21 protein-coding genes are annotated in these 25,878 nt (G+C 46.0%); 7 read left to right on the plus strand and 14 right to left on the minus strand.

What is annotated here, in order from left to right:
- Positions 1–5 precede the first annotated feature (5 nt).
- From nqrF to L5L98_RS13675, 11 genes are all read right to left on the minus strand, one after another.
- Positions 6–1,262 (minus strand): NADH:ubiquinone reductase (Na(+)-transporting) subunit F, encoded by a 1,257-nt coding sequence (nqrF, locus tag L5L98_RS13625; RefSeq protein ID WP_028761565.1) that lies wholly within the window; start codon positions 1,260–1,262, stop codon positions 6–8.
- A gap of 46 nt (positions 1,263–1,308) precedes the next feature.
- Positions 1,309–1,917, minus strand: a complete 609-nt coding sequence (gene nqrE, locus L5L98_RS13630) for an NADH:ubiquinone reductase (Na(+)-transporting) subunit E (protein WP_006080469.1) — start codon at positions 1,915–1,917, stop codon at positions 1,309–1,311.
- 5 nt (positions 1,918–1,922) lie between these two features.
- Positions 1,923–2,555 (minus strand): NADH:ubiquinone reductase (Na(+)-transporting) subunit D, encoded by a 633-nt coding sequence (locus L5L98_RS13635; RefSeq protein WP_006080467.1) that lies wholly within the window; start codon positions 2,553–2,555, stop codon positions 1,923–1,925.
- Positions 2,555–3,343: a Na(+)-translocating NADH-quinone reductase subunit C gene (locus L5L98_RS13640; RefSeq protein ID WP_028761566.1), complete on the minus strand. Its 789-nt coding sequence runs from the start codon at positions 3,341–3,343 to the stop codon at positions 2,555–2,557. Before L5L98_RS13640 ends, L5L98_RS13635 begins: the two co-directional genes overlap by 1 nt.
- Complete coding sequence (locus L5L98_RS13645; protein WP_263141673.1) at positions 3,336–4,535, minus strand: NADH:ubiquinone reductase (Na(+)-transporting) subunit B; 1,200 nt, start codon at positions 4,533–4,535, stop codon at positions 3,336–3,338. Before L5L98_RS13645 ends, L5L98_RS13640 begins: the two co-directional genes overlap by 8 nt.
- Entirely contained in the window at positions 4,535–5,869 is a 1,335-nt protein-coding gene (locus tag L5L98_RS13650) for a Na(+)-translocating NADH-quinone reductase subunit A (protein ID WP_028761568.1), read from the minus strand. The genes L5L98_RS13645 and L5L98_RS13650 overlap by 1 nt, the downstream gene beginning before the upstream one ends.
- A gap of 401 nt (positions 5,870–6,270) precedes the next feature.
- Positions 6,271–8,325, minus strand: a complete 2,055-nt coding sequence (locus L5L98_RS13655; protein WP_263141675.1) for a TonB-dependent receptor domain-containing protein — start codon at positions 8,323–8,325, stop codon at positions 6,271–6,273.
- A 165-nt stretch (positions 8,326–8,490) separates the two neighbouring features.
- Positions 8,491–9,000 carry an S-ribosylhomocysteine lyase gene (gene luxS, locus L5L98_RS13660; RefSeq protein WP_006080460.1) on the minus strand — a complete coding sequence of 170 codons (510 nt, stop codon included), beginning with the start codon at positions 8,998–9,000 and terminating at the stop codon, positions 8,491–8,493.
- Positions 9,001–9,168: 168 nt separating this feature from the next.
- On the minus strand, positions 9,169–10,287 hold the full coding sequence (locus L5L98_RS13665; protein ID WP_263141679.1) for a TRAP transporter substrate-binding protein: 1,119 nt from the start codon (positions 10,285–10,287) through the stop codon (positions 9,169–9,171).
- A gap of 286 nt (positions 10,288–10,573) precedes the next feature.
- Entirely contained in the window at positions 10,574–10,894 is a 321-nt protein-coding gene (locus L5L98_RS13670) for a BolA family protein (protein WP_263141681.1), read from the minus strand.
- A 152-nt stretch (positions 10,895–11,046) separates the two neighbouring features.
- Positions 11,047–11,661, minus strand: a complete 615-nt coding sequence (locus L5L98_RS13675) for an alpha-ketoglutarate-dependent dioxygenase AlkB family protein (protein ID WP_263141684.1) — start codon at positions 11,659–11,661, stop codon at positions 11,047–11,049.
- A gap of 83 nt (positions 11,662–11,744) precedes the next feature.
- Here L5L98_RS13675 and L5L98_RS13680 point away from each other — a divergent pair, with 83 nt between their 5' ends.
- A complete protein-coding gene (locus tag L5L98_RS13680) occupies positions 11,745–12,881 on the plus strand; it encodes a methyltransferase (RefSeq protein ID WP_263141786.1) in 1,137 nt (378 codons plus the stop codon).
- A gap of 212 nt (positions 12,882–13,093) precedes the next feature.
- On the plus strand, positions 13,094–16,324 hold the full coding sequence (locus L5L98_RS13685) for a DUF2339 domain-containing protein (protein ID WP_263141686.1): 3,231 nt from the start codon (positions 13,094–13,096) through the stop codon (positions 16,322–16,324).
- A gap of 120 nt (positions 16,325–16,444) precedes the next feature.
- Here the strand turns inward: L5L98_RS13685 and L5L98_RS13690 are convergent, their stop codons facing one another.
- Positions 16,445–17,743, minus strand: coding sequence for an O-acetylhomoserine aminocarboxypropyltransferase/cysteine synthase family protein (locus L5L98_RS13690; protein ID WP_263141688.1), 1,299 nt, complete (start codon positions 17,741–17,743; stop codon positions 16,445–16,447).
- Between the two features lie 123 nt (positions 17,744–17,866).
- Complete coding sequence (locus L5L98_RS13695; RefSeq protein WP_263141691.1) at positions 17,867–19,306, minus strand: PLP-dependent aminotransferase family protein; 1,440 nt, start codon at positions 19,304–19,306, stop codon at positions 17,867–17,869.
- A 158-nt stretch (positions 19,307–19,464) separates the two neighbouring features.
- Here L5L98_RS13695 and L5L98_RS13700 point away from each other — a divergent pair, with 158 nt between their 5' ends.
- The 4 genes from L5L98_RS13700 (at position 19,465) to L5L98_RS13715 (ending at position 23,126) form a co-directional block, all read left to right on the plus strand.
- Positions 19,465–20,799, plus strand: a complete 1,335-nt coding sequence (locus L5L98_RS13700; RefSeq protein ID WP_263141694.1) for a cytochrome ubiquinol oxidase subunit I — start codon at positions 19,465–19,467, stop codon at positions 20,797–20,799.
- A 60-nt stretch (positions 20,800–20,859) separates the two neighbouring features.
- A complete protein-coding gene (gene cydB / locus L5L98_RS13705) occupies positions 20,860–21,867 on the plus strand; it encodes a cytochrome d ubiquinol oxidase subunit II (RefSeq protein WP_263141695.1) in 1,008 nt (335 codons plus the stop codon).
- A gap of 97 nt (positions 21,868–21,964) precedes the next feature.
- Complete coding sequence (locus tag L5L98_RS13710; protein WP_105250029.1) at positions 21,965–22,099, plus strand: DUF2474 domain-containing protein; 135 nt, start codon at positions 21,965–21,967, stop codon at positions 22,097–22,099.
- A 622-nt stretch (positions 22,100–22,721) separates the two neighbouring features.
- On the plus strand, positions 22,722–23,126 hold the full coding sequence (locus L5L98_RS13715) for a GreA/GreB family elongation factor (protein WP_263141699.1): 405 nt from the start codon (positions 22,722–22,724) through the stop codon (positions 23,124–23,126).
- Between the two features lie 774 nt (positions 23,127–23,900).
- On the opposite strand, the gene L5L98_RS13720 is transcribed toward L5L98_RS13715, so the two are convergent.
- Positions 23,901–24,677 carry an AraC family transcriptional regulator gene (locus L5L98_RS13720; protein ID WP_263141701.1) on the minus strand — a complete coding sequence of 259 codons (777 nt, stop codon included), beginning with the start codon at positions 24,675–24,677 and terminating at the stop codon, positions 23,901–23,903.
- 212 nt (positions 24,678–24,889) lie between these two features.
- Between L5L98_RS13720 and L5L98_RS13725 the strand changes: the two genes are divergently transcribed.
- Positions 24,890–25,780 carry a DMT family transporter gene (locus L5L98_RS13725; protein WP_113939865.1) on the plus strand — a complete coding sequence of 297 codons (891 nt, stop codon included), beginning with the start codon at positions 24,890–24,892 and terminating at the stop codon, positions 25,778–25,780.
- Positions 25,781–25,878 lie beyond the last annotated feature (98 nt).

A 25,878-nucleotide genomic window follows, 5' to 3' on the forward strand; every position in this document is an offset into this window, starting at 1 on the left:
GAACATTAGCCGCCGAAGTCATCCAACAGGATGTTTTCGTCTTCGACACCAAGATTTTTCAACATACCAATGACGGCGGCGTTCATCATTGGAGGTCCACACATGTAGAACTCACAATCTTCTGGAGCATCATGGTTTTTCAGATAGTTTTCATACAATACGTTATGAATAAAACCTGTGTAACCATCCCAGTTGTCCTCTGGTTGAGGATCTGAAAGTGCCACATGCCATACGAAGTTATCATTCTCAGCCGCTAGGCCGTCGAAATCTTCTACGTAGAACATTTCACGCTTAGAACGTGCACCGTACCAGAAGCTCATCTTACGTTTAGACTGAAGACGCTTCAGTTGGTCGAAGATATGTGAACGCATTGGCGCCATACCCGCACCACCGCCGATAAACACCATTTCTGCATCGGTATCTTTCGCGAAGAATTCACCGAATGGGCCAGAAATTGTCACTTTATCGCCAGCTTTTAAGCTCCAAATGTAAGATGACATCTTACCGCAAGGCAGAGTCAAGTTACGTGGTGGAGGCGTAGCAATACGCACGTTCAGCATAATAATACCGAACTCTTCTGGGTAGTTAGCCATTGAGTATGCACGGATAGTTTCTTCATCAACCTTAGATTCAAGATTGAAGAAACCGAAGTGTTCCCAGTCGCCACGGTATTGTGCAGGTACATCAAAATCTGCATATTTAATATGATGAGCAGGTGCTTCGATTTGAATATAACCGCCAGCACGGAATGGTACAGACTCGCCATCAGGAATTTGCAGCTTCAGTTCTTTAATGAAAGTGGCTTTGTTATCGTTAGAGATAACTTCACATTCCCATTTCTTGATACCGAAGATTTCTTCGTCAAGCTCGATTTCCATATCGTTCTTAACGTTAACCTGACAAGAAAGACGACAACCTTTACGGGCATCACCTTTGCTGATGTGGTCAAGTTCCGTTGGCAGAATATCGCCGCCGCCAGACTTAATCACCACGCGACATTGGCCACATGAGCCACCGCCACCACACGCACTCGATACGAAGATACCGCTGTTAGCCAAAACGCCTAACAACTTACCGCCCGCACCGGTTGTAATCGCTTTTTCAGGATCGTCATTAATGCCGATCGTGATGTCACCACTAGCCACTAACTTAGACTTAGCGAATAAAATCACTAATACCAAGATGAGGACGATAGCAGTAAACATACTCACACCGAGGTAAACCTCGAGCGGAGTAGATTTAAAAATACCAAGAATATCCATTAACTTATCCTTAGAAGGTCCAATTCAAGAAGCCGTTATGTGTCTCTTACAGAGACACACCTGAAAACGACATGAAACCTAAGGCCATCAAACCAGCGGTGATAAAGGTAATCCCTAAACCACGTAGGCCGTTAGGCACGTCGGCATACTTCAGCTTCTCACGGATACCGGCCATCAATACGATAGCTAATGCCCAACCCACTCCTGAGCCGAAACCAAACACCACACTCTCGCCTAGCTTGTAGTCACGCTCAACCATGAATGATACCGCACCGAAAATCGCGCAGTTCACTGTGATCAAAGGTAAGAAAATACCTAATGCGTTGTACAAAGGTGGAAAGTACTTGTCCAGTGCCATTTCCAGAATTTGAACCAAAGCCGCAATCACACCGATAAAGGTAATGAATTTCAAGAAGCTTAAGTCAGCTTCAGGTGCGCCAGCCCAAGCAAGTGCACCAGGAGCTAGCAGCCCTTGATAGATAACTTGGTTTGCAGGGACAGAGATAGTTAACACTACAACTACCGCAATCCCTAGGCCCATGGCTGTAGTGACTTTCTTAGACACAGCCAAGAAAGTACACATACCTAGGAAGAAGGCCAGTGCCATGTTTTCAATGAAAACAGAGCGAATTAACAGGCTAATATAATGTTCCATCGCACTTACCCTTTTGCTTCAACTTGCTCTGGCTTATAGGTACGAATAATCCAAATCAAAACACCGATCAGGAAGAACGCACTCGGAGGCAGTAGTAGCAGACCGTTTGGTTGGTACCAGCCGCCATCAGAGATCTTGTGCAGGATTTCAACACCGAACAGAGAACCGTTACCAAACAGTTCACGTACGAAGCCAACAGCTAACAGAATCGCACCGTAACCTAAACCGTTACCGATACCATCCATAAAGCTCATCATTGGCGGTGTTTTCATCGCGTAGGCTTCGGCACGACCCATTACGATACAGTTCGTAATAATCAGACCGACGAATACCGACAGCTGCTTAGAGATCTGATAAGCATAAGCCTGCAGCAATTGGTCAACCACGATTACCAAAGAGGCAATAATGGTCATCTGTACGATAATACGCACACTGCTTGGAATATGATTACGGATCATTGAGATAAACAGGTTCGAAAACGCAGTTACCGCAGTTAACGCCAACGCCATTACCAGTGCAGTTTCGAGCTTGCTCGTTACCGCTAATGCACTACATACACCAAGTACTTGTAAAGCAATCGGGTTGTTGTTGACTATAGGTCCGGTCAGAACCTGTTTCAGTTCTTTAGCGTCAGACATTAGTTGAGACCTCCATTGCGTGCTTTTTCAATGAAACTCGCAAAACCTTCTTTACCCAACCAGAATGTCAGTGAATGTTGTACACCGTTACTCGTTAAGGTTGCGCCAGATAATGCATCTACACCGTACTCAGTGCTCGCAACAGTTGGGTTTTTCGTTACGCTGATAGCGAGTTTACCTTGCTCATCAAATAACTTTTTGCCATGCCATTTCGCTTTCCACTGAGCATTTTGCACTTCACCACCTAAGCCCGGCGTTTCGCCGTGCTCGTAGTAGACTAAGCTTTGCACTGTGTTTAGGTCAGCATCCATAGCAAGGAAGGCATACATAGTAGACCATAGGCCATAACCATGGATTGGCAGAATGACACTGGTTAATTTACCTTGGCCGTCACGAACAAGATAAACCACAGCCTTATCAGCAACACGTTTCACTGAAGCGATGTCATTCTCAGGTACAAATGAGGTTTTCACATCACGAGAAGCTTTACGTTGATCATAAGTGTCAGCATCAACACCCTCAACCCAAGCACCCGTTTTCAAATCGACCAGTTTAGCTTCGATGTGTTTGCCGTATGTATCCAGAATTTGCGCTTTGGTCACTTTGCCCGCTTTAGTATCGATAAGACCAGCGGCTTCCAGAATGTACTTTTGCTTATCAAGCAGTTTATTTTCTGCTTGAGTCGGTCTCAGTAACACTGCTGCAGTAGACACAAATATCGCACAAATTAGACACAGGCCAACGACGATAAATAAGGTTCTGCCGAACGAATCTTTATTACTAGCCACGGGCAATCCTCCGCTTGATATTTGCCTGAACCACGAAGTGGTCGAACAATGGCGCGAACAAGTTAGCAAACAAAATTGCCAACATCATGCCTTCAGGGAATGCAGGGTTAATCACGCGGATAAACACAGCCATTGCACCGATCAAGATACCGTATGCCCATTTAGCTTGGTTAGTGAATGACGCTGACACTGGGTCTGTCGCCATAAACATCATGCCAAACGCAAAACCACCTAACACTAAGTGCCAGTACCAAGGCATTGCAAACATTAGATTAGTGTCGCTACCGACAACGTTAAGCAGCGTAGAAATGGCAATCATGCCCACCATTACACCGCCAACGATGCGCCATGAAGCGATACGCGTGTAGATGATGACCAAACCACCTAACAGAATCGCTAATGTAGACACTTCACCCACTGAACCTGGAATGAAACCGAAGAATGCATCCCACCAGTTTTGGTTAATTGCGTAATCTAAAGTGCCAGACGCCGCTTGGCTCAGTGCAGTTGCACCTGAGTAACCGTCAGCCACAACCCATGAGGTATCACCTGACATATTCAACGGATAAGCGAAGAACAAGAAGGCACGACCCGCTAGTGCTGGGTTTAAGAAGTTACGCCCTGTACCACCGAACACTTCTTTCGCCACGACCACACCGAAGGTGATACCCAGCGCCACCATCCATAATGGGATAGTTGCTGGCAGCGTTAAAGCGAACAGGATAGAGGTAACGAAGAAACCTTCGTTGACTTCATGACCGCGGATAGAGGCAAACAGCACTTCCCAGATACCACCGACGGCGAAGGTCACCGCGTAGATAGGTAGGAAGAAACAGGCGCCATACCACATTAGCGCAGGCCAGCCAGAGTTTGCCGTCAGTTCGGTACCGAACATGCTGAACAAGCTCACTTGCCATACGTCAGGGGTAGCAAAACCAGCCACTAAAGCTAATTGAGCTTGTAAACCTACGTTGTACATACCCACGAACATCGCTGGGAAAGCACAAGCCCAAACCGTAATCATCATACGTTTTAGGTCGAGGTTATCGCGAACGTGGGTTTTGCCCTTGTTCACTTTACCTGGGGTATAAAAAATTGTGTATGCCGCTTCGAATAGGGCATAAAACTTTTCGTATTTACCGCCTTTTTCAAAGTCGGGTTCAATACGTTCGAAAAAATCTTTCAAGCTCATTAGCCTTCCCTCTCGATCGTATCTAGACAGTCACGCAGATATGAACCGTAGTCATACTTGCCTGGACATACGAACGTACACAGTGCGAGATCTTCTTCATCTAACTCTAACGCGCCTAAAGTAGCTGCACCGTCAAAGTCACCTGAAATCAAGTCACGCAACAACATAGTAGGAAGAATGTCCAATGGCATTACACGCTCATAGTTACCAATTGGCACCATAGCGCGGTCTGAACCACCTGTACTGGTCGTCATGCTGAACAGACGAGAAGGAGCAAGATGTCCTAAGAATGCACGAGTGATAGAATATTTGTCTGAGCCTGGTAATACCCAGCCTAAAAATTCTTTCTCTGTACCTTCTTCTAACAGACTTACTTGAACATGGTAACGACCTAAATACCCTTGTGGGCCAACGGCTGTACGACCATTCAGAACAGAGCCTGAAATCAGACGAACATTGCCATCTAAGGCTTCACCTGCGGTTAATTCAGTCATGCTCGCGCCCACAACAGTGCGTACGAGTCTTGGCTTAGCCGCTTTAGGGCCTGCGATCGCAATAACACGTTCGGTATTGAGTTCACCCGTCGTAAATAGCTGACCAATTGCTATTACATCTTGGTAACCAATATGCCAAACGGTACGTTTTGCAGAGGCAGACAATAAGAAGTGAATGTGAGTACCGACTAATCCTGCAGGGTGCACACCGGCAAATTCTTCAACTTGGGCGTTTGCGGCAGGAATATCAGCGCCAGGCGCTTTACAAAGGTAAACTTTACCGTCAGTAAGTCTTGCTAAGACCTTAAGACCATTAGCAAAATCTTCTTTATGCTCACGGATCACCACAACGGGATCAGCGGCAAGAGGTTGAGTATCTATTGCGGTTACAAAAATACCAGCAGCAGAAGAGTCTACAGCAGGAACTTTGCTAAAAGGACGAGTACGCAAAGCAGTCCATAAACCTGATTCAATCAGATTGTCACGGACTAACTGCGAGTCGAGCGTATCGAGTGCAGTGGCATCATATTTAGCAAAGGCAACGCTGTCGTTTCCTTCCACTTCAATGACAACAGACTGCAGAACACGCTGGGCGCCCCGGTTAATGTCTAATATAGTACCACTGGCTAAAGCCGTATATTTAACGCCTAAATTCTTCTTATCTTCAAAAAGAACTTGGCCTTTTTGTACTTTATCGCCCACTTTGATCTTCATCGTTGGACGTAAGCCAATATACTCTTCACCCAAAGTAGCTACATGTTTAATGGCTGGGCCATTATGGATAACTTGCTCTGGTCCGCCTGCTATAGGCAGTTCCAATCCTTTCTTAATTGTAATCATATCCACAAGCACTACGTTTGAAGGAAAGACAATGCGCCGCGTTCCTGCTAAATACTTAGGTTTTAAACAAAACCTACTGCATTGAGCTAGCGCAGATTTATCACAGAAATGCGATCGCAATCACGCTGGTCGCGCGCATTTTACCCCAATTGACTTGGCATCGCCACGAAAATTATAGGTGATTTCAAACCTAAAATACGGATTGAAAAAAATCATGCGCTACGGCGTTCACCTTCCGACCTAGTGACTGATCAGAAAGAGAGAATATTACGGCCACTGGGTACTATAGCATTAATAATTAAAGATTTAATTTAGCAAAAAGTCGAAACGTCCACTAAACGCAGCCGAAATCGATCTTATTTGTTTCAATTGATTTAAATTCAAACAAAATAAAACTCAATTTAAAAGCGCCATTGATAACCTAAATAGCTAATACGTCCATTTTCCGATCGAATTCCGCTATTTGATGCTGTCGTAACTAATGACTCATCTAAGAGATTTTCTACCCTAAAATAAATCTCATGGTGGCGATCAAAATGATAATTCGCCGCTAAATCTACCCGCCATTGTACTGCGATAGGTTGTAATTCAGCACCAAATTGGCCCATTTCCCGCTCGGATTGATAAAAGACATTTGCATTCAATTCATATTCGGCATATTTCATTCCAGCACTAAAATGCAATTGCTGCTCAGGTAACCAAGCCACCCTATCGCCAGCCACGACGCAGCCTTGGATTTCATTGCAGCTATTTGTTTGATACTCGGCATTTGAATACTGATAATTCAAGGCTAAAGGTAACTGCACGCTGCCCAGTTCCCACTGATAGCCAAGATTCAGCTCAACCCCTTTGGTCAGCACATCCACGACATTGCCTTGAACCCACAATCGACTGTCGGCACATTGGGTATACGCATCGCAATTGACATGCAGATTATCAAAATCTTGGACATAGGTTTTGATGTCTGCACTAAAACGCTCGCTGGCATATTGGGCGCTGACTTGATATTGCAGTGACACTTGCGCCTCTTGCTCAATATTACCCGCACTCGCGGCGGTCCATGAGCGTCGAATATCCGTACTAAAGCGCCAATCTCCAGCATGATATAAAACGCCAAGTTGTGGCATCCAATCGCTGTCGGAAAAATCTGCCGCTTCGAGTCCGGCATAAGCTAAATTGACCTTGCGATTAACATCCACTTTTTCATAGGCAAGCGCGAGCTTTAGCTGCAATCCGTCCCAATTAAACAAGGAGTCGATGGCCGAAGTGAATGCCGTCGCATCATCGGTATAAGCCAACAGCGCATTGGGAGCTTCACTCACTACACTCAAGTCCTGCTGCCATAGACTCTGCTGATCGCCAAGGTGCATCTCGGCTTTATCCGTATGATAACGGGCGCTATAGATAATTTGATGGGCACCATACTGATTCACCGATTCAGTTTGTGCCCCAAAGGAGCTGAAATCATTGTCTTGCTGTAAAGAAGCCAGTTCGACGCCATCGACTGTCGGCTGACGTTCAAATGCGGCCAACGCAGCAAGACTCTGGGCATCGAGCATTTGCCCATCAAATTGATTGAGTTGGTTTAATTGCTGCGAATAAGACTGGTAGTAAAAGTCTGTGGTGACCTTATGCCCACCATTGAGCGTAACTTGGTGAGACAGTTGGTACTTATGATGTCGCCCCTGATGTTTATCCGCCGCAGTGGCCGAATACAAACTCATAGGATCTTGTTGCCAATCGGCCTGTGTTAACCCAAGCTGAGAGCGATAACTATCATCATCGAGAAACTGGTAAGTAAACTCAGTCACCTGTGGACTTCTGGCGCCGAGTAAACTCGCGGCGTTAATTTTAAATAAGATGTCTGTCGTTTGGTGGTCTGTGTCTTGACCATTGAGCAAGTGATCTGCGCCGCTATTATCTGCATAATTAACCGCGAGTATCATGCCATACTCTTTTTGCTTCACTCCCCAATTCATATCGACACTGTAGTCTGAATCGGTATTGCCCTCGAGAGTCGCCTTACTATTCTCGGTCTGCTCAGCAACAGGTAAGGTTTGATAACTCACCACCCCAAACGCACCTTGCCCACCGACAGCCATATTTGCCATCGGGGCGGCAGTAACACTCTGTTGTTGCAGCAGATTAGGTAAGAGTTGTAATTGCGGTGCAGAATAAGGCGCAGGTGAGAAATACACTCTATCTTGTAATACCGCAATACCTTGAGTCGCACTGCGCATGCTGATGCTCGCGGGATTTCCACTCAGATCCGCAGGCAAAACCGTCAAAGCCGTCAATTGACCTAACGCTAAACGATTAGACGTTGAATGAAATGTGTCATTGAGCTTGTTCAATTCAAGCATTTGACTGTGAAGATCATCGGCGAACGTTGTGCTAGAACAGGCAAGAGATACAGAAATTGCACAAAGTGATACAGTGAAGTAACGACTAGGCATACCAAGCTCCCAAAAATTTTGTTAGCGTACGGTGTTTTTGTTATTAACTTGTAAAATAGCTGAATTTGTTTGAAAAAAAAAGCGACTCTCGTCGCTTTCTCTCATTAACTTCAGGAAACTGAATTTACTGGCTAAGCACTCTTATACAAGTAAGAGTGCAAACCGTTACAGATTACCTAGAATTTCGTCGCTTAATTTCAAATCATCATTGCGATTCACACTCACGCCAGCCGCAATAATATTACGGGCGATATCTTGTGCCTGCTCTAACGAATGCATCTCATACGTACCGCATTGGTATTCGTTCAGCTCAGGGATTTCAGACTGCTCAACCACTTTCAGCACATCTTCCATCGCAGCTAACCACGCATCGGCCACTTGGCGTTCAGTCGGCTCTCCAATCAAACTCATATAAAAGCCGGTACGACATCCCATTGGCGAAATATCGATGATCTCAACATTGCTACCATTTAAATGGTCACGCATAAAGCCAGCGAATAAATGCTCCAGAGTGTGAATACCACGCTCACTGAGAATATCTTTATTCGGTGCGCAAAAACGTAGATCGAATACCGTAATCGCATCGCCCTTTGGCGTGCTCATATGCTTAGCAACACGAACCGCTGGGGCATTCATTCGAGTATGATCGACGGTAAAACTATCAAGTAATGGCATAGGGATCTCCAAATTCTCAGGGCGACATCAACGCCACTGTAACTGTCTATTTATGGCTTGCAAGCATAACACCAAATGAATTACGCCGATAACAAGATAATTTAAGATGAAATCATCTCATATAAATCAGCGATTAATGTGACAGTCAGTGCTAAAAACACCCCGCATTTAGTGTTGACGCTGCTGGCTGTAAGCATCCTCAGATATTTTATGATACTGGCGTACACCTTGCTCGTAGGCGTGATAGGCGGCGTACACTTTGCGCATCAAAGGATCTTGATTGGCTTGTTCTTCAATCACTTGCTTAGAGATTTTCTCAAGTTCCAACAACACTTTCGGTGGAAATGCTTTAAGCACTACCCCTTCATCATTCACTAAGGTTTCAAGGGCCGTCACATTGCGGGTCGTGTATTCATCGAGCATATCTTGGTTAATCGCTCTCACCGCGACTCTGACTATGGCTTGTAAATCTTGAGGTAAACTCTCGAAGGCAGCTTTATTAATCAAAAATTCCATATTGGAACCCGGCTCATGCCAACCTGGGTAATAGTAGTACTTCGCCACTTTATGTAGACCAAAAGCAAGGTCGTTCAATGGCCCCACCCACTCTGCCGCATCAATCGAGCCCGTTTGCAGGGCACCATAGAGTTCACGCCCCGCCATATTCACAGGTATAGCGCCAACACGCTTTAAGACTTCGCCGCCCAAGCCCGGCATGCGGATCTTCAATCCCTTAAAGTCAGCAATGGTATTGATGGGTTTATTAAACCAGCCGCCCATTTGCATCCCAGTATTGCCACCCGCGAGGGGAATGATGCCAAAGGGGCGATACACTTCTTCCCACAATGCCATGCCACCGCCGTAGTGAAGCCAGCCGTTCATTTCTTGCGCTGTCATACCAAAGGGAATCGATGAAAAAAACTGCGCAGCGGGCGCCTTACCTTTCCAGTAATAAGAAGCGGCATGGGCCATTTGAATTTTTCCCTGACTCACGCCATCAAAGATGGCAAACGCTGGCATCAATTCTCCCGCGCCATAAACCTGAATTTTTAACCGACCGTTAGACATGTCATCGACTAAATGCGCAAAACGCTCAGGTGCCATACCTAAACCGGGGAAGTTTTTGGGCCAAGAGGTTGCAAGGCGCCATTCAATTGCGGGGATAGCTTGGGGATCATCCGTTGCTGCATGGGAAACGGCTACGTTTTGCGCGTCACTGGCTGCGGGATTACAACCGCTCAGCCCCATCAGCAGCATTAAGACGAGTACACTCCCAAACTTACGCATTTTTAATACTCTCCCTGATATCAAACGAGCCCATGGTTCTAACAGACGTGAACATGCTCTCAGGACAGAGCTCCGCAGTCGCATCACCCAAACCCTTAAAATAGAACATATTGTTAACACAGAAACGCCTATAGGGAAACCAGAAACTCGGGCAAGGAAACCAGAAAATGGCCTTAGTTTGACCTAAAACAAAAAGCCACTCGATGAGGAGTGGCCTTAGGTTCTTAGCTAATTAACTTTGTAGAGCGGATTAATTAGCCTATTGATTAACTGCGACAACTTGTGATTAACCGCGACAATTTGGCGTATTAGGCACTTGCGCATTAGCATCCCACTCACTTTGAGTGAAAGTGTGAATTGACAAGGCATGTACGCCATTAGCTAGCTCATGGGCTAAGTGAGTGTTAACCAATCGATGACGGGCTAAGAGGCGTAAACCATCAAACTGCTCGCTCACCAGCACAACTTTAAAGTGGGTTTCTGAATTCGGTGGTACATGGTGACGATTACTTTCGTTAATCACTTCTAAATGGGTCGGCGAGAAGCATTCGGTTAATTTCTGCGAAATAGTGTTAGCCACAGTGCCCTGCACATGAGTATTGGACATATTCGAGTCTCAGAATGGGAAAATCCAGTTGCCGCAGAGTACTGCTTCAAATTGAAAAGATCAAATTCACGCTTTCAATTTGTTGATGCCCTACCACTTTATATCCAGCCATATTTCGCAGTGCTTCACCATAGGTAGTTAGCGGGAGGCAATTAACCATGGAAATTAACGATGAGTTGTCTAAAGGTATAGTTCCAACGCGGCTCTTTTACTTTCAAACGTTTAGGTAAGCTGTGTAACCAGTCACTTTGCATAGGCCAGTGCATGATCAGTAGATCGCCACTGTGCAAACTTATACTGTACTTGGTTTGACTGTGCTTATGCTTAAGCACAAAATCCCGCGTGGCGCCTAAGGTAATAGAAGCAATATGACTCCCCTGAGCAATTTCAGGTTCATCATCACTGTGGGCGCCCATACAATCTTTACCATCGGCGTAGCGATTCACTAATACCCCATTGCTCTCCAAACCATAATCCCGCACTAACTTATCCCTCAACTTGTGAGCATATTTAGGCCAAGGTAAGGCGCGGATAAACAGTCCAGAATATAAATAGTCGCAGCCCAAATCGCCAAACCACACTTGCTGGCGAGGAATCGCGTGAAACTGACCAAAGACTTGGATTTCTGGGCGGCTTAAGGGATAGGTCAGCGCTTCTTTCATTAGCGCCGCTTGCTGCTCAGCATTAAGATAACCCCGCACTAAGGTGATGGGCGGTTTAATTTGAGCCTCACCCTCTGTATCAAACCCTAACTTACCTTGCTGCATTGACGTCCTCCATGCGAGCCGTCGCACTGCGCCATGAAATCTGCGATAATCTGCGCCTTAAATTTATTGGCGCAGTGTGGCACATGACAACACAATTTTCAGTAGCGGGTGTTGAACTCGAACTCTTACGGTATCCGGCTCAGCAGGAATCTAATCTTCAAGCTTGGGATGCCGCCGATGAACACTTACTCAAAAGCCTTATTGAGTCAGAGCAAGCCGCCGTGCCAACCGCCATTATCAACGACAGTTTCGGCGCTTTAAGCTGCGGTTTATCTAAATTGAATCCATGTTGGCCACTGCGTGTTGAAACCGATGCCAGAACCAGCTTTTTAGGCACAGAACAAAACCATGGCCGCAATCAGTTGCCTATGGATAATCTGCAATGGTTTACCAGCCGCGATACCTTGCCAGAAAACTTAGCCTTAGTATTGATGAAGTTGCCTAAGAACTTAAGCTACTTTGCCCACCAGCTAAGACGCTTGTCGCAAGTGTTACCCGCAGGCACTCGTGTATTAGTGGCCGCCAAATCCAAATCGATTAATGGTGCCTTACTCGACATCTTTGCTAAGCATTTAGGCCTCGCAAGCGCCAGTTTAGCGTGGAAAAACACGCGAGTGATCACCTGTGTCAGTGATGGTAAACCAAGACCATTAGCCAAAGAAGTAACTTGGGCCATACCCGAATATCAACTTGAGATCAGCAATTTAAGTAATGTCTTTGCCGCCAACAAACTCGATATTGGCGCACGCATCATGCTAGAGAATCTGCCCAAAGGGGATTTTAAGTCGATTGTCGATCTCGGCTGTGGCAATGGCGTGCTGGGGTTACGCACCGCCCAGTTATTCCCTGAAGCTGATATCCACTTTATCGATGATTCCGAAATGGCGGTCGCATCAGCCAAGGCAAACTGGGCACGTAATCAATTGCCTGCAGACAAAGGCCACTTTTATTGGGACGATTGCATGACGCATCTGCCAGAAGAAGTCCAACCGGATCTGGTACTGTGTAATCCGCCGTTCCATCAAGGTGAAGCCATTACCGATCATATCGCCTGGCAGATGTTTTTAGATGCCCGCCGCCGCTTAAAAGAGGGGGGGATCTTACATATCGTCGGCAACCGTCATCTGGCTTACCATGTAAAATTACAGCGCTTATTTAAGAACTGCACCACAGTCGCCTCCAACGGTAAATTTGTGATCCTGCAGGCACAGAAAAAATAACCTCATCGAAATTGACACGTTAAATGAGAGCCAGCAATGTTTGGCTCTTTTTTATACAGGGATCTTTTTATGCTGAGCAATGACATGTTGGAAAAGTAGCAGTCGGAGATTTCCTAAAAATCAACAACAACTAGCCGAAAAATACACATACAAGTACACTTCTTGCCGACAAAGGTTTATGAGTTAAGCACTTAAACACTTAGGAATGAGATATGCCGTTAAAGGATGACGTTGCCCAACTAAAAGCTGAGCTGGCACAGTTACAATCGCTGCATTTATCGCAGCAATCTTCGCTCGGTCGTCAATTAGCAGAATTCTCCACTAAGCTCGAGACCTTAAGTCAGCAAATTGCGGCTGAAGACGCCGCTGAAACCACTCTGAATATGGCAGCGAGTGCTTCATCGATTGCATCTGTGCTCACCGCCGCCGATAACGCGCCTACATTAACCTATGCGGCACAAATATCAACCCTTGAGTCCACTCCCGTAGAGCCAGCCCCAGCAGAACCCAACCCATGGCAGCAAGGCCCTATACCAACAGAATCTTGGCAAGAAGACCCTTGGCAAAGAAAAACGAAAAATACCTCGACGGAACAAGTCGCTAAAACCGAACACCTTATTCAAGCACAAAATCAACAGCTGAGTGATGAAGTCAAATTGCAGGCAAGTGTGCAAGCGGCGAGTCAATTTGATGAGTTGTTATCCCAAGGACTCGCGGCCGTCATGGCACCCTTTGCGGCAGTCAACGAGCAAGTCAAATCTTTCTATCATCATTATCAGGCTAAGGGATTAGGACCTGTCTTTTTAATGACTGTCGCAGGGATCATCACCCTGACCTTAGGCTTTGGTTATTTACTGCAATATTCAATCAACCATTGGTTTTCTGAACTTGGCAAAGCGCTACTCGGGTTTGCCAGCGCGAACGCTATCATAGTGGGCGGGATTTTTATTCGCCAAAAACGCGCGGGTATGGCGGATTTTGGCTCAGGTATTGTCGGACTCGGACTCATACTTAATTACCTCTGCGCGTACTTTATTGGGCCGTATTTTGAGTTAATTCCCAATAGCGCGAGTTTTATCTTACTGTTATTGATCACTTTGGCGGGTTATGGCCTGTCGATGCGCTTAGATGCCAAAGTGATCGCCGTGATCGCCTTAGTCGGTGGCTCGACCGCGCCTATGATGCTGTTATCCCAAAGCTATGCGCCGCTATTGTATCTGCCTTATTTACTGCTTATTGGTGCAGGCGCCCTTGCCCAGAGTCGCAAACTTAAGTGGCCGCTGCTACTGGAAATCACCGCCCTGTTGCACATAGGCTGCATCGAAACTTTTAGCCATTTCATTGAATTGCCACTCAGGGATTTTGGCGGCATCAGTCTGCTGGCGCTTATCAGTATTAATGCAACCTTTTATCTCTACGGCATCACCAGCCTACTATTTACCAAGCCGTTTACCCATCATGATGAAAAACATAATGCACTGAGCCATCGCATACTCGCCCTACCGATAGCATTGCTCGCCTTTGTGTTATTAGAGTTAACGCAATTTACTGAGTTCGCAGGGGAAATCTTTGCGGCCAACGCACTGATTTGCGCAGCCCTCTATTGGAAGCGCACAGGCAACCTAGAAAAAGCCCGCAACGGCTTATTGTTAGTCTTTGCTGGGAGTTTTGCGGGATTTGCCGCACTGTATTTACTCAGCCACGATTTCCTTGGATTAGTATTACTGCTCGAAGCCTTATTACTCTTGTGGATTGGCACCAAAGAAGAACTAATTTCCGTTCGCGCCGAAGCCTATGTATTGCTGCTGATGGGATTAGGGCTCAATGCGTCTAGTGTACTGACGGGCATGAGCCTTTTAGAATCAAGCTTTATCGATGGGGCGCCAATTTCTCCCTTGTCAGCTTTTGGCTTTCCACTGTTGGCACTGGCTTTAAGTTGCGCCGCCTTAGTCTTAGTGATTCGGCTATTAATACTCCATCATACGTTACTTTCGACCCTAGAAAGTCAGCTAAACAAAGTGTTAAAAGAGCTATTAAGCGGTTTTTATGTGGCGACAATTATCCTCGCGGCTTACCTTTTGAGCAGCGATTACTACCTCGCTATCTTGCCACTGGTCAGCCTATTACTGCTGTATTTGAGCGCAAAGGACAGACTCGTTATCAGCGAGTTTGCTGCTTGGCTCTTACTATTGCCGCTGCTGTTTAAGGTTGTTGAAGGCATAACGCTCACAGGCAGTTTTAGCTTTAGTGCCCAGCCGCTTATAGCAAAACTGGCACGGTTTGAGTTATTTATCGCCCTACTCTTGGCCCATTATTGGTATCGTCGCCACTATAAAGATGCCTTATTTGCCAAAGCCGCTTATACGATGCAAACCTTCTGCTATTTGCTGCTGCCGCTTATTCTGCTGCCCAAAGTCATCCGCAACCATTGGGAATATACCGCTATTGCACTCTGGCTGAGCACCTTTATGAGCCTAGGTTTAGCCTACTTTGTTAAACATAAGAGTTTGAACATAGAAGCCAAAATCCTCACTTGGCTAGCGGTTCTGATGACAGCCTCGCTATGCCTTATTCACGCTTGGCAAGGACTCGCGGCGCTAGCCGTTGGCGCCCTGTTTATGAGCTTCACCCTGCTCCGCTACCGCCAGTTACCAGAGACATGGCGCCCCTTGCTGCAACTACAATGGCAATTGAGCCCTTATTACTTTGCACTGGTATTGGCCGTGATCGTTTATGGTTTTAATCATTCTGAGCTAGTAGGAATAGCCATGACAGCATTAGCCTTAAGTGGTTATTTTGCATTGCTAATCCAAAGAGGTTTAAGCCTAAGAGGTGTAAGTCAGGCATCTGTAGGCCAAACCTCATATAGCGCAAAATTCCCCCTCGCCGCCGAAATCCAAGCCGCAATAAAGGAAAGCTATCATCTCGCCTATGGCCTAACGTTAGGCTTAGCCCTGTTGCCCATCATGTTCCATTTTGAGCTAACACTCGGGCTTAATCGTGATAATGCCTCGTTTGTGTTAATCGAGTTTTTATCACTGGCACTCATAGCAAGGCTTATCTTGCAGCACGGTGCAGCAATACGCTTGCATAGACGCATCTTACCTTTACAAGGACTTAAGTGGGGTTGGCATCTGTTACTCGCCTTAAGTTACTTCATGTGGAGTTATAGCTTCGATAACATTATTGCCGCCCCACTCAGCGCGATTTTATTGGTTATCCATGGCAGTGTGTTGATGTTTATCAGCTTAAAACCACAAAATGCCGATATGATCCGCCTCGCTGCTGGGCTATTTACCTTATCGACGCTCAAGGTGCTATTACTGGATATGGCGTCCTTCGAGCTAGTGCAAAAGGTGATTGCCTTTATGCTGATCGGGGTTATTTTGCTGACCGTTTCTTACTTCTACCAGAAGGCGAGAAATCGACTGCAGCAAGATTAACATCGTTTTTAAAGCACTAAAAAAGCCGCTATCGAATTGAATCGATGGCGGCTTTTTACTGTTAACGATTTAATAAAGCGATGAGGTATCGGCTATTTAATATGGACTATTCGATACGAGCTATTTGCTCGCCAGTGCCTTATCGAGCGCCTGCGCCACATCGTTAATGATGTCGTCGATATGCTCAATCCCAACCGAGATACGGATAAGATCCTCAGACACGCCCGCCCTTGCCAGTTCATCGGCATCGAGCTGTCTGTGCGTAGTGCTCGCAGGGTGGCAGGCCAAGGATTTAGCATCCCCAATGTTCACTAAACGCAGGATCATCTGCAGTGCATCGATAAAACGTCCGCCGGCAATTTTCCCCTCTTCAGGCGTGGCCGCTTTAATCCCAAAGCTGATGATCCCAGAAGCTTTTCCGCCAGTGATCTTGTGGCAATTATCCTGATAAGGGCTGCTTGGCAAGGCGCCGTAGTTCACCCAACTGACCGCCGGATGCAGCACCAGATATTCCGCTAATGCCAAGGCATTCGAGCAATGGCGCTCCATTCGAAGGCTTAAGGTTTCAAGGCCTTGCAACAGTAAAAATGCACTGTGCGGAGACAGTGCGGCGCCGGTATTACGCAGCGGTACCACACGGCAACGACCAATAAATGCAGCAGGACCAAAGGCTTCTGTGTAAACCACGCCGTGGTAGGAAGGATCAGCTTGATTAAGTAAGGCAAATCTTTCCTTATTCGCCACCCAATCGAACTTGCCAGAATCGATAATCACGCCACCGATCGTCGTGCCATGGCCACCAATGTATTTAGTTAAAGAATGAATAACGATATCGGCGCCATGCTCAAAGGGGCGACATAACACTGGAGTCGCGACCGTATTATCGACAATTAAAGGCACGCCATGCTTATGGGCAATCTCGGCTAAACGTTGTAAATCGACAATATTGCCCGCGGGATTACCAATCGATTCACAGAACAAGGCCTTGGTTTTATAATCGATCAGCTCATCGAGGCCTTCAAAATCATCGAAGGCCGCCATGCGCACTTCAACGCCTTGGCGCGGCAGCGTATGGGCAAACAGATTATAGGTGCCGCCATAGAGCTGACTGGTACTGACGATGTTATCGCCAACTTGAGTCAAGGCTTGAATCGCATAGGTAATCGCCGCCATACCCGATGCCACGGCCAGCGCACCTATGCCGCCTTCAATGGCAGCCAGACGTTGCTCTAGCACGCTAGTAGTAGGATTCATTATCCGAGTATAAATATTACCAGCGACTTTTAAGTCAAATAAATCAGCACCATGCTGGGTATCATCGAAGGTATAAGAGGTCGTTTGATAGATAGGTACTGCGGCCGCCTTCGTGGTCGCTTCTGACTCATAACCATGGTGTAATGCCAGTGACTCTAATTTCATTTTCCCTTCCTTATCCGTAGCAGCCCAGTATTCAATCGACATTGAGAATTGCACAAGATTTGTGCATGCTCAACAAGCTAACAGATAGACATCTAGAAGTCTAAAACTTTTTGACCACAGCCTTTAACTTCGGCGCGAATAGTTACGGATAAGTTCGGCCAGCACCACGACCGCAGAGACTATCTCTGGTGAGCACTCGTATGAGGCATTCAAACGCATAAAATGGCGGAATTCGACCTGATTACTAAAGAGATTTCCGGGTGCAATACTGAGCCCACGCTCAATCGCCTGATAATAAATTTGTGTAGCGTCCATGTGTGATGGCAACGCTAACCAGAGAAAATAGCCGCCCTGCGCGAAGTTGACCCCCACAGATTCGGGCAGATGCGCGCACAATAATTGATACATGGCCAATTTACGGCTGGCTAACTTTTTACGTAACTGTTTCAAATGCCGTTCATATTGCGCCGACTGAATAAAATCGGCGATGGCGAGCTGCATCGGCGCACTGGTCGATAATGTCGACATGACTTGTAAACGTTGTAACTGCGGTGCATGGCATCCCGCCGCCACCCAGCCGACACGATAACCAGCAATCAAAGACTTAGAAAATGAGCCGCAGTGCAACACCCGTCCTTCTGTATCGAAGGCTTTTACTGGCCTTGGCGCGCTCGAGTCGACATAGAGTTCTTGATAAACATCATCCTCAATCAGACTGACCTTATGCTCGTTTAGTAACTGATAAAGCGCCTGTTTTTTAGCATCCGATAAGCTGCAACCTAAGGGATTTTGATGTTGGCTCATCAACCAGCAGGCTTTCACTGGATAGGTTTTTAATACTTCTGCCAGCGCCTCGAGATCAATCCCCTGTTGTGGATCGGTCGCGACCGCAATGGCCTTAAGCTTAAGCCGCTCAATCGCTTGCATCGCACCATAAAAGGTCGGTGATTCAATGACAACCCAATCCCCCGCTTGAGTCAGCGTCGCTAAACTCAAGTTGAGCGCCTCCATGGCACCCGAGGTAATGATGATTTCGTCGGGCGAAATGCTCATGCCTAATTTGGCATAACGTTGGGAGATCGCCTTACGCAGTCCCGCATTTCCTGGCGGTAAATTATCGGCGGCAAAAGAAGGTGACATGTGCCGAGTCACCTTAACTAAAGATCGCGCCAGTGCTTGTTGCGGGAATAAACTAGGATCGGGAAATCCTGAGCCAAAGGGCACTATGTCCGCCTGCTTTGAAGCCTGCAGCACATTGAATACAAACTCATTAATATCCACACTATCGGAAAGATAAATCGGCTTTTGCCGCTCGGGATAACGAAAGGCTTCTCCCTGCCGCGCGATTAATTCCGGCTTTGGCGCCACTAAATAGCCAGACTTAGCCTGCGCCGAGATCACGCCTTGGCTTTCCAATAACTGATAGGCATTGAGCACTGTCATCAGACTCAAGCCCGAATCGGCCACAGTTTGGCGCAGCGACGGCAACTTGTCCCCCGCCTGCCAGACACCTTGGGCTATTCGGGTCTTTAATTCCTGCGCTAACTGCTCGTACTTCGTCATCTGTTATAGCCAAGTCAAGATATTCTGTGTCTGTTATAGCCAGCATATCCCATGGTCTAATAGCACACAAGCTTTCACCGTCGAGCCAGTATAGGGCTCAGTGCACGCGACTAGAACAATGCCTTTGTAACGAGAAATGCCTATCGCTCGAGGAAATTATGTTTGATTTTGATGCCACAGTACTCGCTAGGATCCAATTTGCTTTTACCATCTCTTTTCACATTATTTTCCCTGCCATCACTATCGGCCTCGCCACCTATCTAGCAGTATTAGAAGGTTTATGGCTAAAAACAGCGAATGAAGTTTACCAACAACTCTATCAATTTTGGTCGAAGATTTTTGCCATAAACTTTGGCATGGGCGTGGTCTCAGGCATAGTGATGGCCTATCAATTTGGTACCCATTGGAGTGCTTTTTCCGCCTTCGCGGGCAGCATAACTGGGCCGCTACTCACCTATGAAGTCCTCACCGCATTCTTCCTCGAAGCGGGTTTTCTGGGGGTCATGCTATTTGGTCAGCAGAAGGTAGGCAAAAACCTGCATTTCTTCGCCACTTGTATGGTCGCCACGGGCACTATTATCTCGACCTTCTGGATCTTAGCTTCAAACAGCTGGATGCAGACGCCCCAAGGTTTTGAAATCGTGAACAATCGCGTTATTCCAGTGGATTGGTTTCAGATAGTGTTTAACTCTTCATTCCCCTATCGTTTAGCCCATATGACAGTGGCGGCCTTTATTTCATCGGCTTTCTTTGTGGGCGCATCGGCGGCTTGGCATTTACTCAAAGGTAACGACACGCCCGCGATCCGCAAGATGTTGTCTATGGCGATGTGGATGGCGTTAATTGTCGCGCCGCTGCAAGCTGTGATTGGCGATTTTCACGGCTTAAATACCCTTGAATATCAACCTGTAAAAGTCGCGGCGATGGAAGGCCATTGGCGTAATGAGGGCGATAAACCCACACCGCTTATTTTGTTTGCGATTCCGGATATGGACGCAGAGAAAAACCACTTCAGTCTCGAAATCCCAGGGCTCGCGAGCCTGATCTTAAAGCATGATTTAAGCAAACAAGTGCCAGCTTTAACTGAGTATCCCGCCGAGGACAGACCCAATGTGCTGTTAGTGTTTTGGAGTTTTAGGCTCATGGTCGGCTTAGGCTTATTGATGATTTTTGCTGGACTGTGGAGCGCTTATCTCAGGCGCAAAGGCAGCCTCTACAGCAACAAACACTTTCTGCGATTTGTATTGGTGCTCGGCCCCGCCGGATTGCTCGCCACACTGGCAGGCTGGTTCACTACCGAACTTGGCCGTCAACCTTGGGTGATCCAAGGGTTGATGCGCACTCAGGATGCCGTGTCTTCCCACAGCGTTACCCACTTGAGTATCAGCCTAGGGATTTTCATCGTCAGTTACTGTGGCATCTTTGGCGTGGGTTATCGCTATATGATGCGACTCATCCGCAAAGGGCCAGATAGCGCGGCAACAAGCCATTAATTTTAAAGTAAATGAATCTAGTTTTACTTATTCAATCTTAAACATATTTAAGGGCTCACCATGGAATTCGATCTACCCTTGATTTGGTTCGGGATCATCATTTTTGCCACCTTAATGTATATCGTGATGGATGGCTTCGATCTCGGCATCGGCATACTGTTTCCCTTCATTCACGACGAGGACGACAGGGATATTATGGTCAATACCGTCGCCCCCGTTTGGGATGGAAACGAAACTTGGTTAGTGCTCGGCGGCGCCAGCCTGCTCGGTGCCTTTCCCCTCGCCTATGCCATAGTGCTCGAAGCGCTAACCATACCGCTGCTCATCATGCTGCTGGCATTGATTTTTCGCGGCGTGGCATTTGAGTTTAGATTTAAGTCGGGCGCAGAAGCTAAACCATTCTGGGATAAAGCGTTTATGTTCGGTTCTATCACGGCCACCTTTTCACAGGGCGTAGTACTGGGGGCGTTTATCTCTGGCATTTCGGTGAGTAACCAACAATTTAGCGGCAGTAGTTTCGATTGGTTAACGCCCTTCTCACTTTTCTGCGGTTTTGGTCTTATGCTGGCCTATGCTCAGCTCGGCGCGACTTGGCTGGTGAAAAAATGCCAAGGCGAGCTTAAAACGACCATGCAACAACTCGGCAAAGCACTGACCTTATGCCTGTTGATGACCATAGGTTTAGTCAGTTTATGGACCCCCTTCGTGCAACCCAATATTGCCCTGCGCTGGTTTAGCTTGCCGAATTTATTCTACTTCGCCCCAGTGCCAATACTGGTATTAGCCTGCGGTTGGGCCTTGATAAAATCCCTAAATCGTGATGATAACTATCAGCCATTCCTACTCACTCTAGGGCTGATTTTCTTAGGATTTAGTGGCTTAGGGATCAGTATCTGGCCGCACATTATTCCACCCAACATCAGCCTTTGGCAGGCAGCAGCCCCCGACAGCAGCCTAAGCTTTATGCTCGTCGGCGCCCTGATGATCATCCCGCTGATTTTGGTTTATACCTTTTGGAGCTACTACGTGTTCCGCGGCAAAGTAACCAAGGATGCAGGTTATCACTAGCCATGACTTAGATGAGAGTTCCCAAAACGCGACCTAAGCTAATTTGGCTTAGGTCGCTGATTCACTTTAGATGACTTTACATATGCAGGAGATCAACATGACGACCCAAACGAAATCCCTCGCCTATCGACTCGGCTGGTTAGTGCTGATTTGGTGTACAAGCGTAAGCTGTCTGTTCCTCGTCTCTATGTGTATCAAAATACTTTTAAAAGGTGCGGGCTTAACAACCTAAGTAAATATTGACTTTAGAAGCTTATATTAAGGCTTAATTCAGTTAGTGCCCATAGCATCTAGCGACAATGCGACAATGCGACAATGCACTAGAACATTCAATGGTTGAATTAATTTGGCTTTCAGTTCCGCCAAATTAACAAGTGCTCAGTTTACTTTACGAGTGCTAGCATTAAATTGACGAAGACTAGCCCCAATGTAACGAAGTTAAAACCATGTTAAATCCAGCTTTGCTGTTATCAGTATATTCAGCAAGATTAGCTTAGTTAGGCTTGCTTTATATTTTTACTTGACCTATGGTATCAGCCAAGCAATTACTTATTTAGTTAATGGCAAGACCGATATACTAAATCGATATACAAAAAATAAATAATCAATCGAATATCAACTTTTGACTGGAGATGTAACACTATGTTTAGCACTGCATTTTCATCACTATTTTCCTATGTGTTAGCTAACACATCTAGTTCAGTAAGCTCAATCCGCCTCTCGCTCAAATTCCCAGTCTAAGCCGAGCGTCACTCGCGCTCGGCAGAATTATAACTTCTTGTGAAATAAGCACAGAGTAATACTCATTTTAATTTCTATGCTTATATTTTAACTTTGTTATTTCAGAGGCGGCAATGGCATATTCTTTTTTTAGTGGTCTTTTCCAGAATTTTATTCTAAAAACTGAAACCTATTATTTACAAAACAGTTTTAATGCCTCTCTACGCCCAACGGCTTTGGCAGGCGTGATTAGTAAGCTTGAGCAGCTAAAGCATGATACGACGAGTGATAAAGTGACTGTGGGACGGGAAGTTCACTTAGTTAATCTGCAGGATCAGCAAGAGTACCAAATTGAACTCGTGTATCCACCAAGGCATAAACCCAGTGCAGGACATTTCTCTGTCATATCAGATTTAGGCGTCAGCTTACTTGGGTTATCAAAGGGCGAACTGGCAGAGGTGAGCATTTTAGGCAAACCAGTTCTGTTTATGATTAAAGATGTCAGTTTAACGAAAAAAAAACCTAAAAAGTCTGTATAAGAAAAATCATTTGGCATACTTTTTTGTAAATGGCTATTGAGTATTGCTACTTGACAACATTTCATAAAATTTTAAAGATATGATTATTAGGCTGTAAGCATTTTAAAATAAAGCATGTTCAATTCAGTGGCAACATGCTTTGAACTCGCTATTAGCGGCGGCTTATAGCGGAATTTTCAACATAATATAATAAGAGGGAATGTTATTTTGAAGTCATTAACTGGCCGCGATATTTATTAAAGAGACACTTTAGATAAGTTTAACACTGCAATTAACGACTCTTTGCAACTATTTACGTATAAGTCATGGCAGCGCTTTAGAGTAAAAAAGCAAAGGGGTTAAGAGGTTTAGCACGACGCCTCAATCGTTAAATTTATTTTTATACTCTTTATAAATAAACCGTCTCAATTAAAGCCTGAAATAAAAAATTGAGCCCAACTATCGAAACCGATTTGCGGCGCGGGTTCGGATAGTAACCTTCACTTTGGAGTTTATATCTATGAGTAAAGAAAAAAACAAAAAACCGCCAATGAAAACCTTAAAAGAGAAGCGTCAAGATAAACGGAACCGCCAAAAGGCTTCCGACTAACTTATCTAACTCTGTAAAAACCTTAAATCCTCTCTTTAAATAGGCCGAAAATAGGGTGTTAATACTTTAGCACCCTATCTTATCTCACAGCTTCCCCCAATATATTTAGTGCATCATCTAGCGCGACTTTCACATAGGATCTCATTATCTCGCCTTTATTAAGCCTTACTCCATCAGTCACTCAATCACAATCGGCGGCGATACTGCTCAGGTGAGCACTGAGCATATTTTTTAAACATCACGATATAAGGCGAAGTTTGGTTATAGCCGAGCGTCAATGCCACCTCTTTGATTGCAAGTCCCTGACGTAATAGTTGTAAGGAATAGATAAACTTATGCCTTTGTCTTAGCTCAGTAAAACTCATCCCCAGAACTTCTTGGCAACGACGAGCTAAAGTACGCTCTGTGGTATGTAATTCACTCGCCCAAGATTTAAAGGTTTTCGAACTCGCAGGGTCGGCTTCAAGTGCCAACAACAACGGCTGTAACAGTTTATCTGAAACGGTGGGCAGAAATTGCGGTAGAGCTTTACCCAAGGTCAGCTGATCGAGCAAAACCTCAACCAGTCGCTTATCCGCCGCAGTTTCTGCCACAGTGACTTGCCGCTCCCGCAGATCGTTAACGATCGATTGGGCAATGGATGTTACGGCTAAAAGACAAGTCTCTATGGGAAAAGCCGCAGCCCGGTCGGCAACTATATTCATCGAGCAATAATGAATACTGCGCCGAGTGTAACTTTCATGTTCTATCCCCGCAGGAACCCAAATCGCATATTGTGACGGCGATAAAAACCGTTGCCCTGCAGCATGTAACTCCATAATTCCACCGCTGATTAACTGCAGTTGCCCCCAAACATGTTGATGTTTTGGCGTTACCGTATTTGGCAGGAAAGCTTCATAGTTGAAGAAGATATCTGCAGCAGGCTCTTGCTCTGCCGTGAGCGGATGGTAAACCGTGCGCATTTTGATGCCCTCAAAGCTATGGTGGTCCAAAAACTCAAACGAAATCGCTAACCCAGATTACGCTTGTCCGTAGAGGAACTGACCTTGTCTGATAAGCGATATTTATATCATAACCGACCATGGATAATAGCCGCTAATCTATTATCTGGATGCTTAAGTGATAAGCCATAAGCTAAGGCCAGTCACTTTAGCCAGTACCTAAAGGCAAGACCATGCTGTATTTGTTTCCCCTGTTGGCCGTATTAATTTGGGCAGGCAATTCGATAGTCAACAAGCTCTCATTTGGGATTATCGATCCTGAAGCCATAGCATTTTACCGTTGGTTTTTCGCTATGTTATTGTTAACCCCCTTTGTCGCAAGTCGCGTCTGGCAAAAACGCCAAGTGATACTACCTTTGTTACCTAAGTTCGCTACTTTGGCTTTGTTAGGTATGGTACTAAACCAAAGTCTGGCCTATTTTGCGGCGGCAACCACCACGGCAACAAATATGGCATTAATCACCTCTCTCGTGCCTATGATCAGTCTGTTTTTAGCCGTGCCATTACTCAAGCAAAAATTATCACCGTTAGCCTTTGGTGGCACCTTAATCTCGCTATTTGGATTGATTTTTATGCTCAGTCACGGCGATATGATGAACCTTGCCATCGGCGTGACCCAAGGTGATTTACTGTTGCTCTTTAGCGCCTTTGTGTATGCGCTCTATGGCGTATTACTGAAACGCTGGCAACTACCACTACCGACTTGGGAATCGGTTTATATTCAAGGACTCATAGCCGTATTCATGCTGACACCACTGCTGTTTACAAGTCCCAGCATAGCGATCAGTGCCCAATCAGCACCACTGATACTTTACGCTGCTATCGCTGCCTCACTTTTAGCGCCGTGGGCTTGGATCAATGGCATAAGCAAACTCGGCGCCGATCGCACCAGCGTATTCTTTAATTTAATGCCTATTATTGCGGCGATACTGGCGGCCATCATCCTAGATGAAACCTTAGCCATTTATCATTATATTGGCGGTTCTATGGTCATTATTGGCGTCATGCTAGTGCAGATAAAACCTAAGCCTAAAGTCATCCCTACCCTAGCTTGTCCTGAATAATCCAAAGTAATGCGTCAACGCCTTGGTAATAGTGACCAAGGCGGTTTCGCTTATTTCAATGTGTACAAAATCCCATCGCAATCTGCTGCATGCAAAGG

Source organism: Shewanella sp. SM23, assembly GCF_025654295.1.
Lineage (GTDB): Bacteria > Pseudomonadota > Gammaproteobacteria > Enterobacterales > Shewanellaceae > Shewanella > Shewanella oncorhynchi.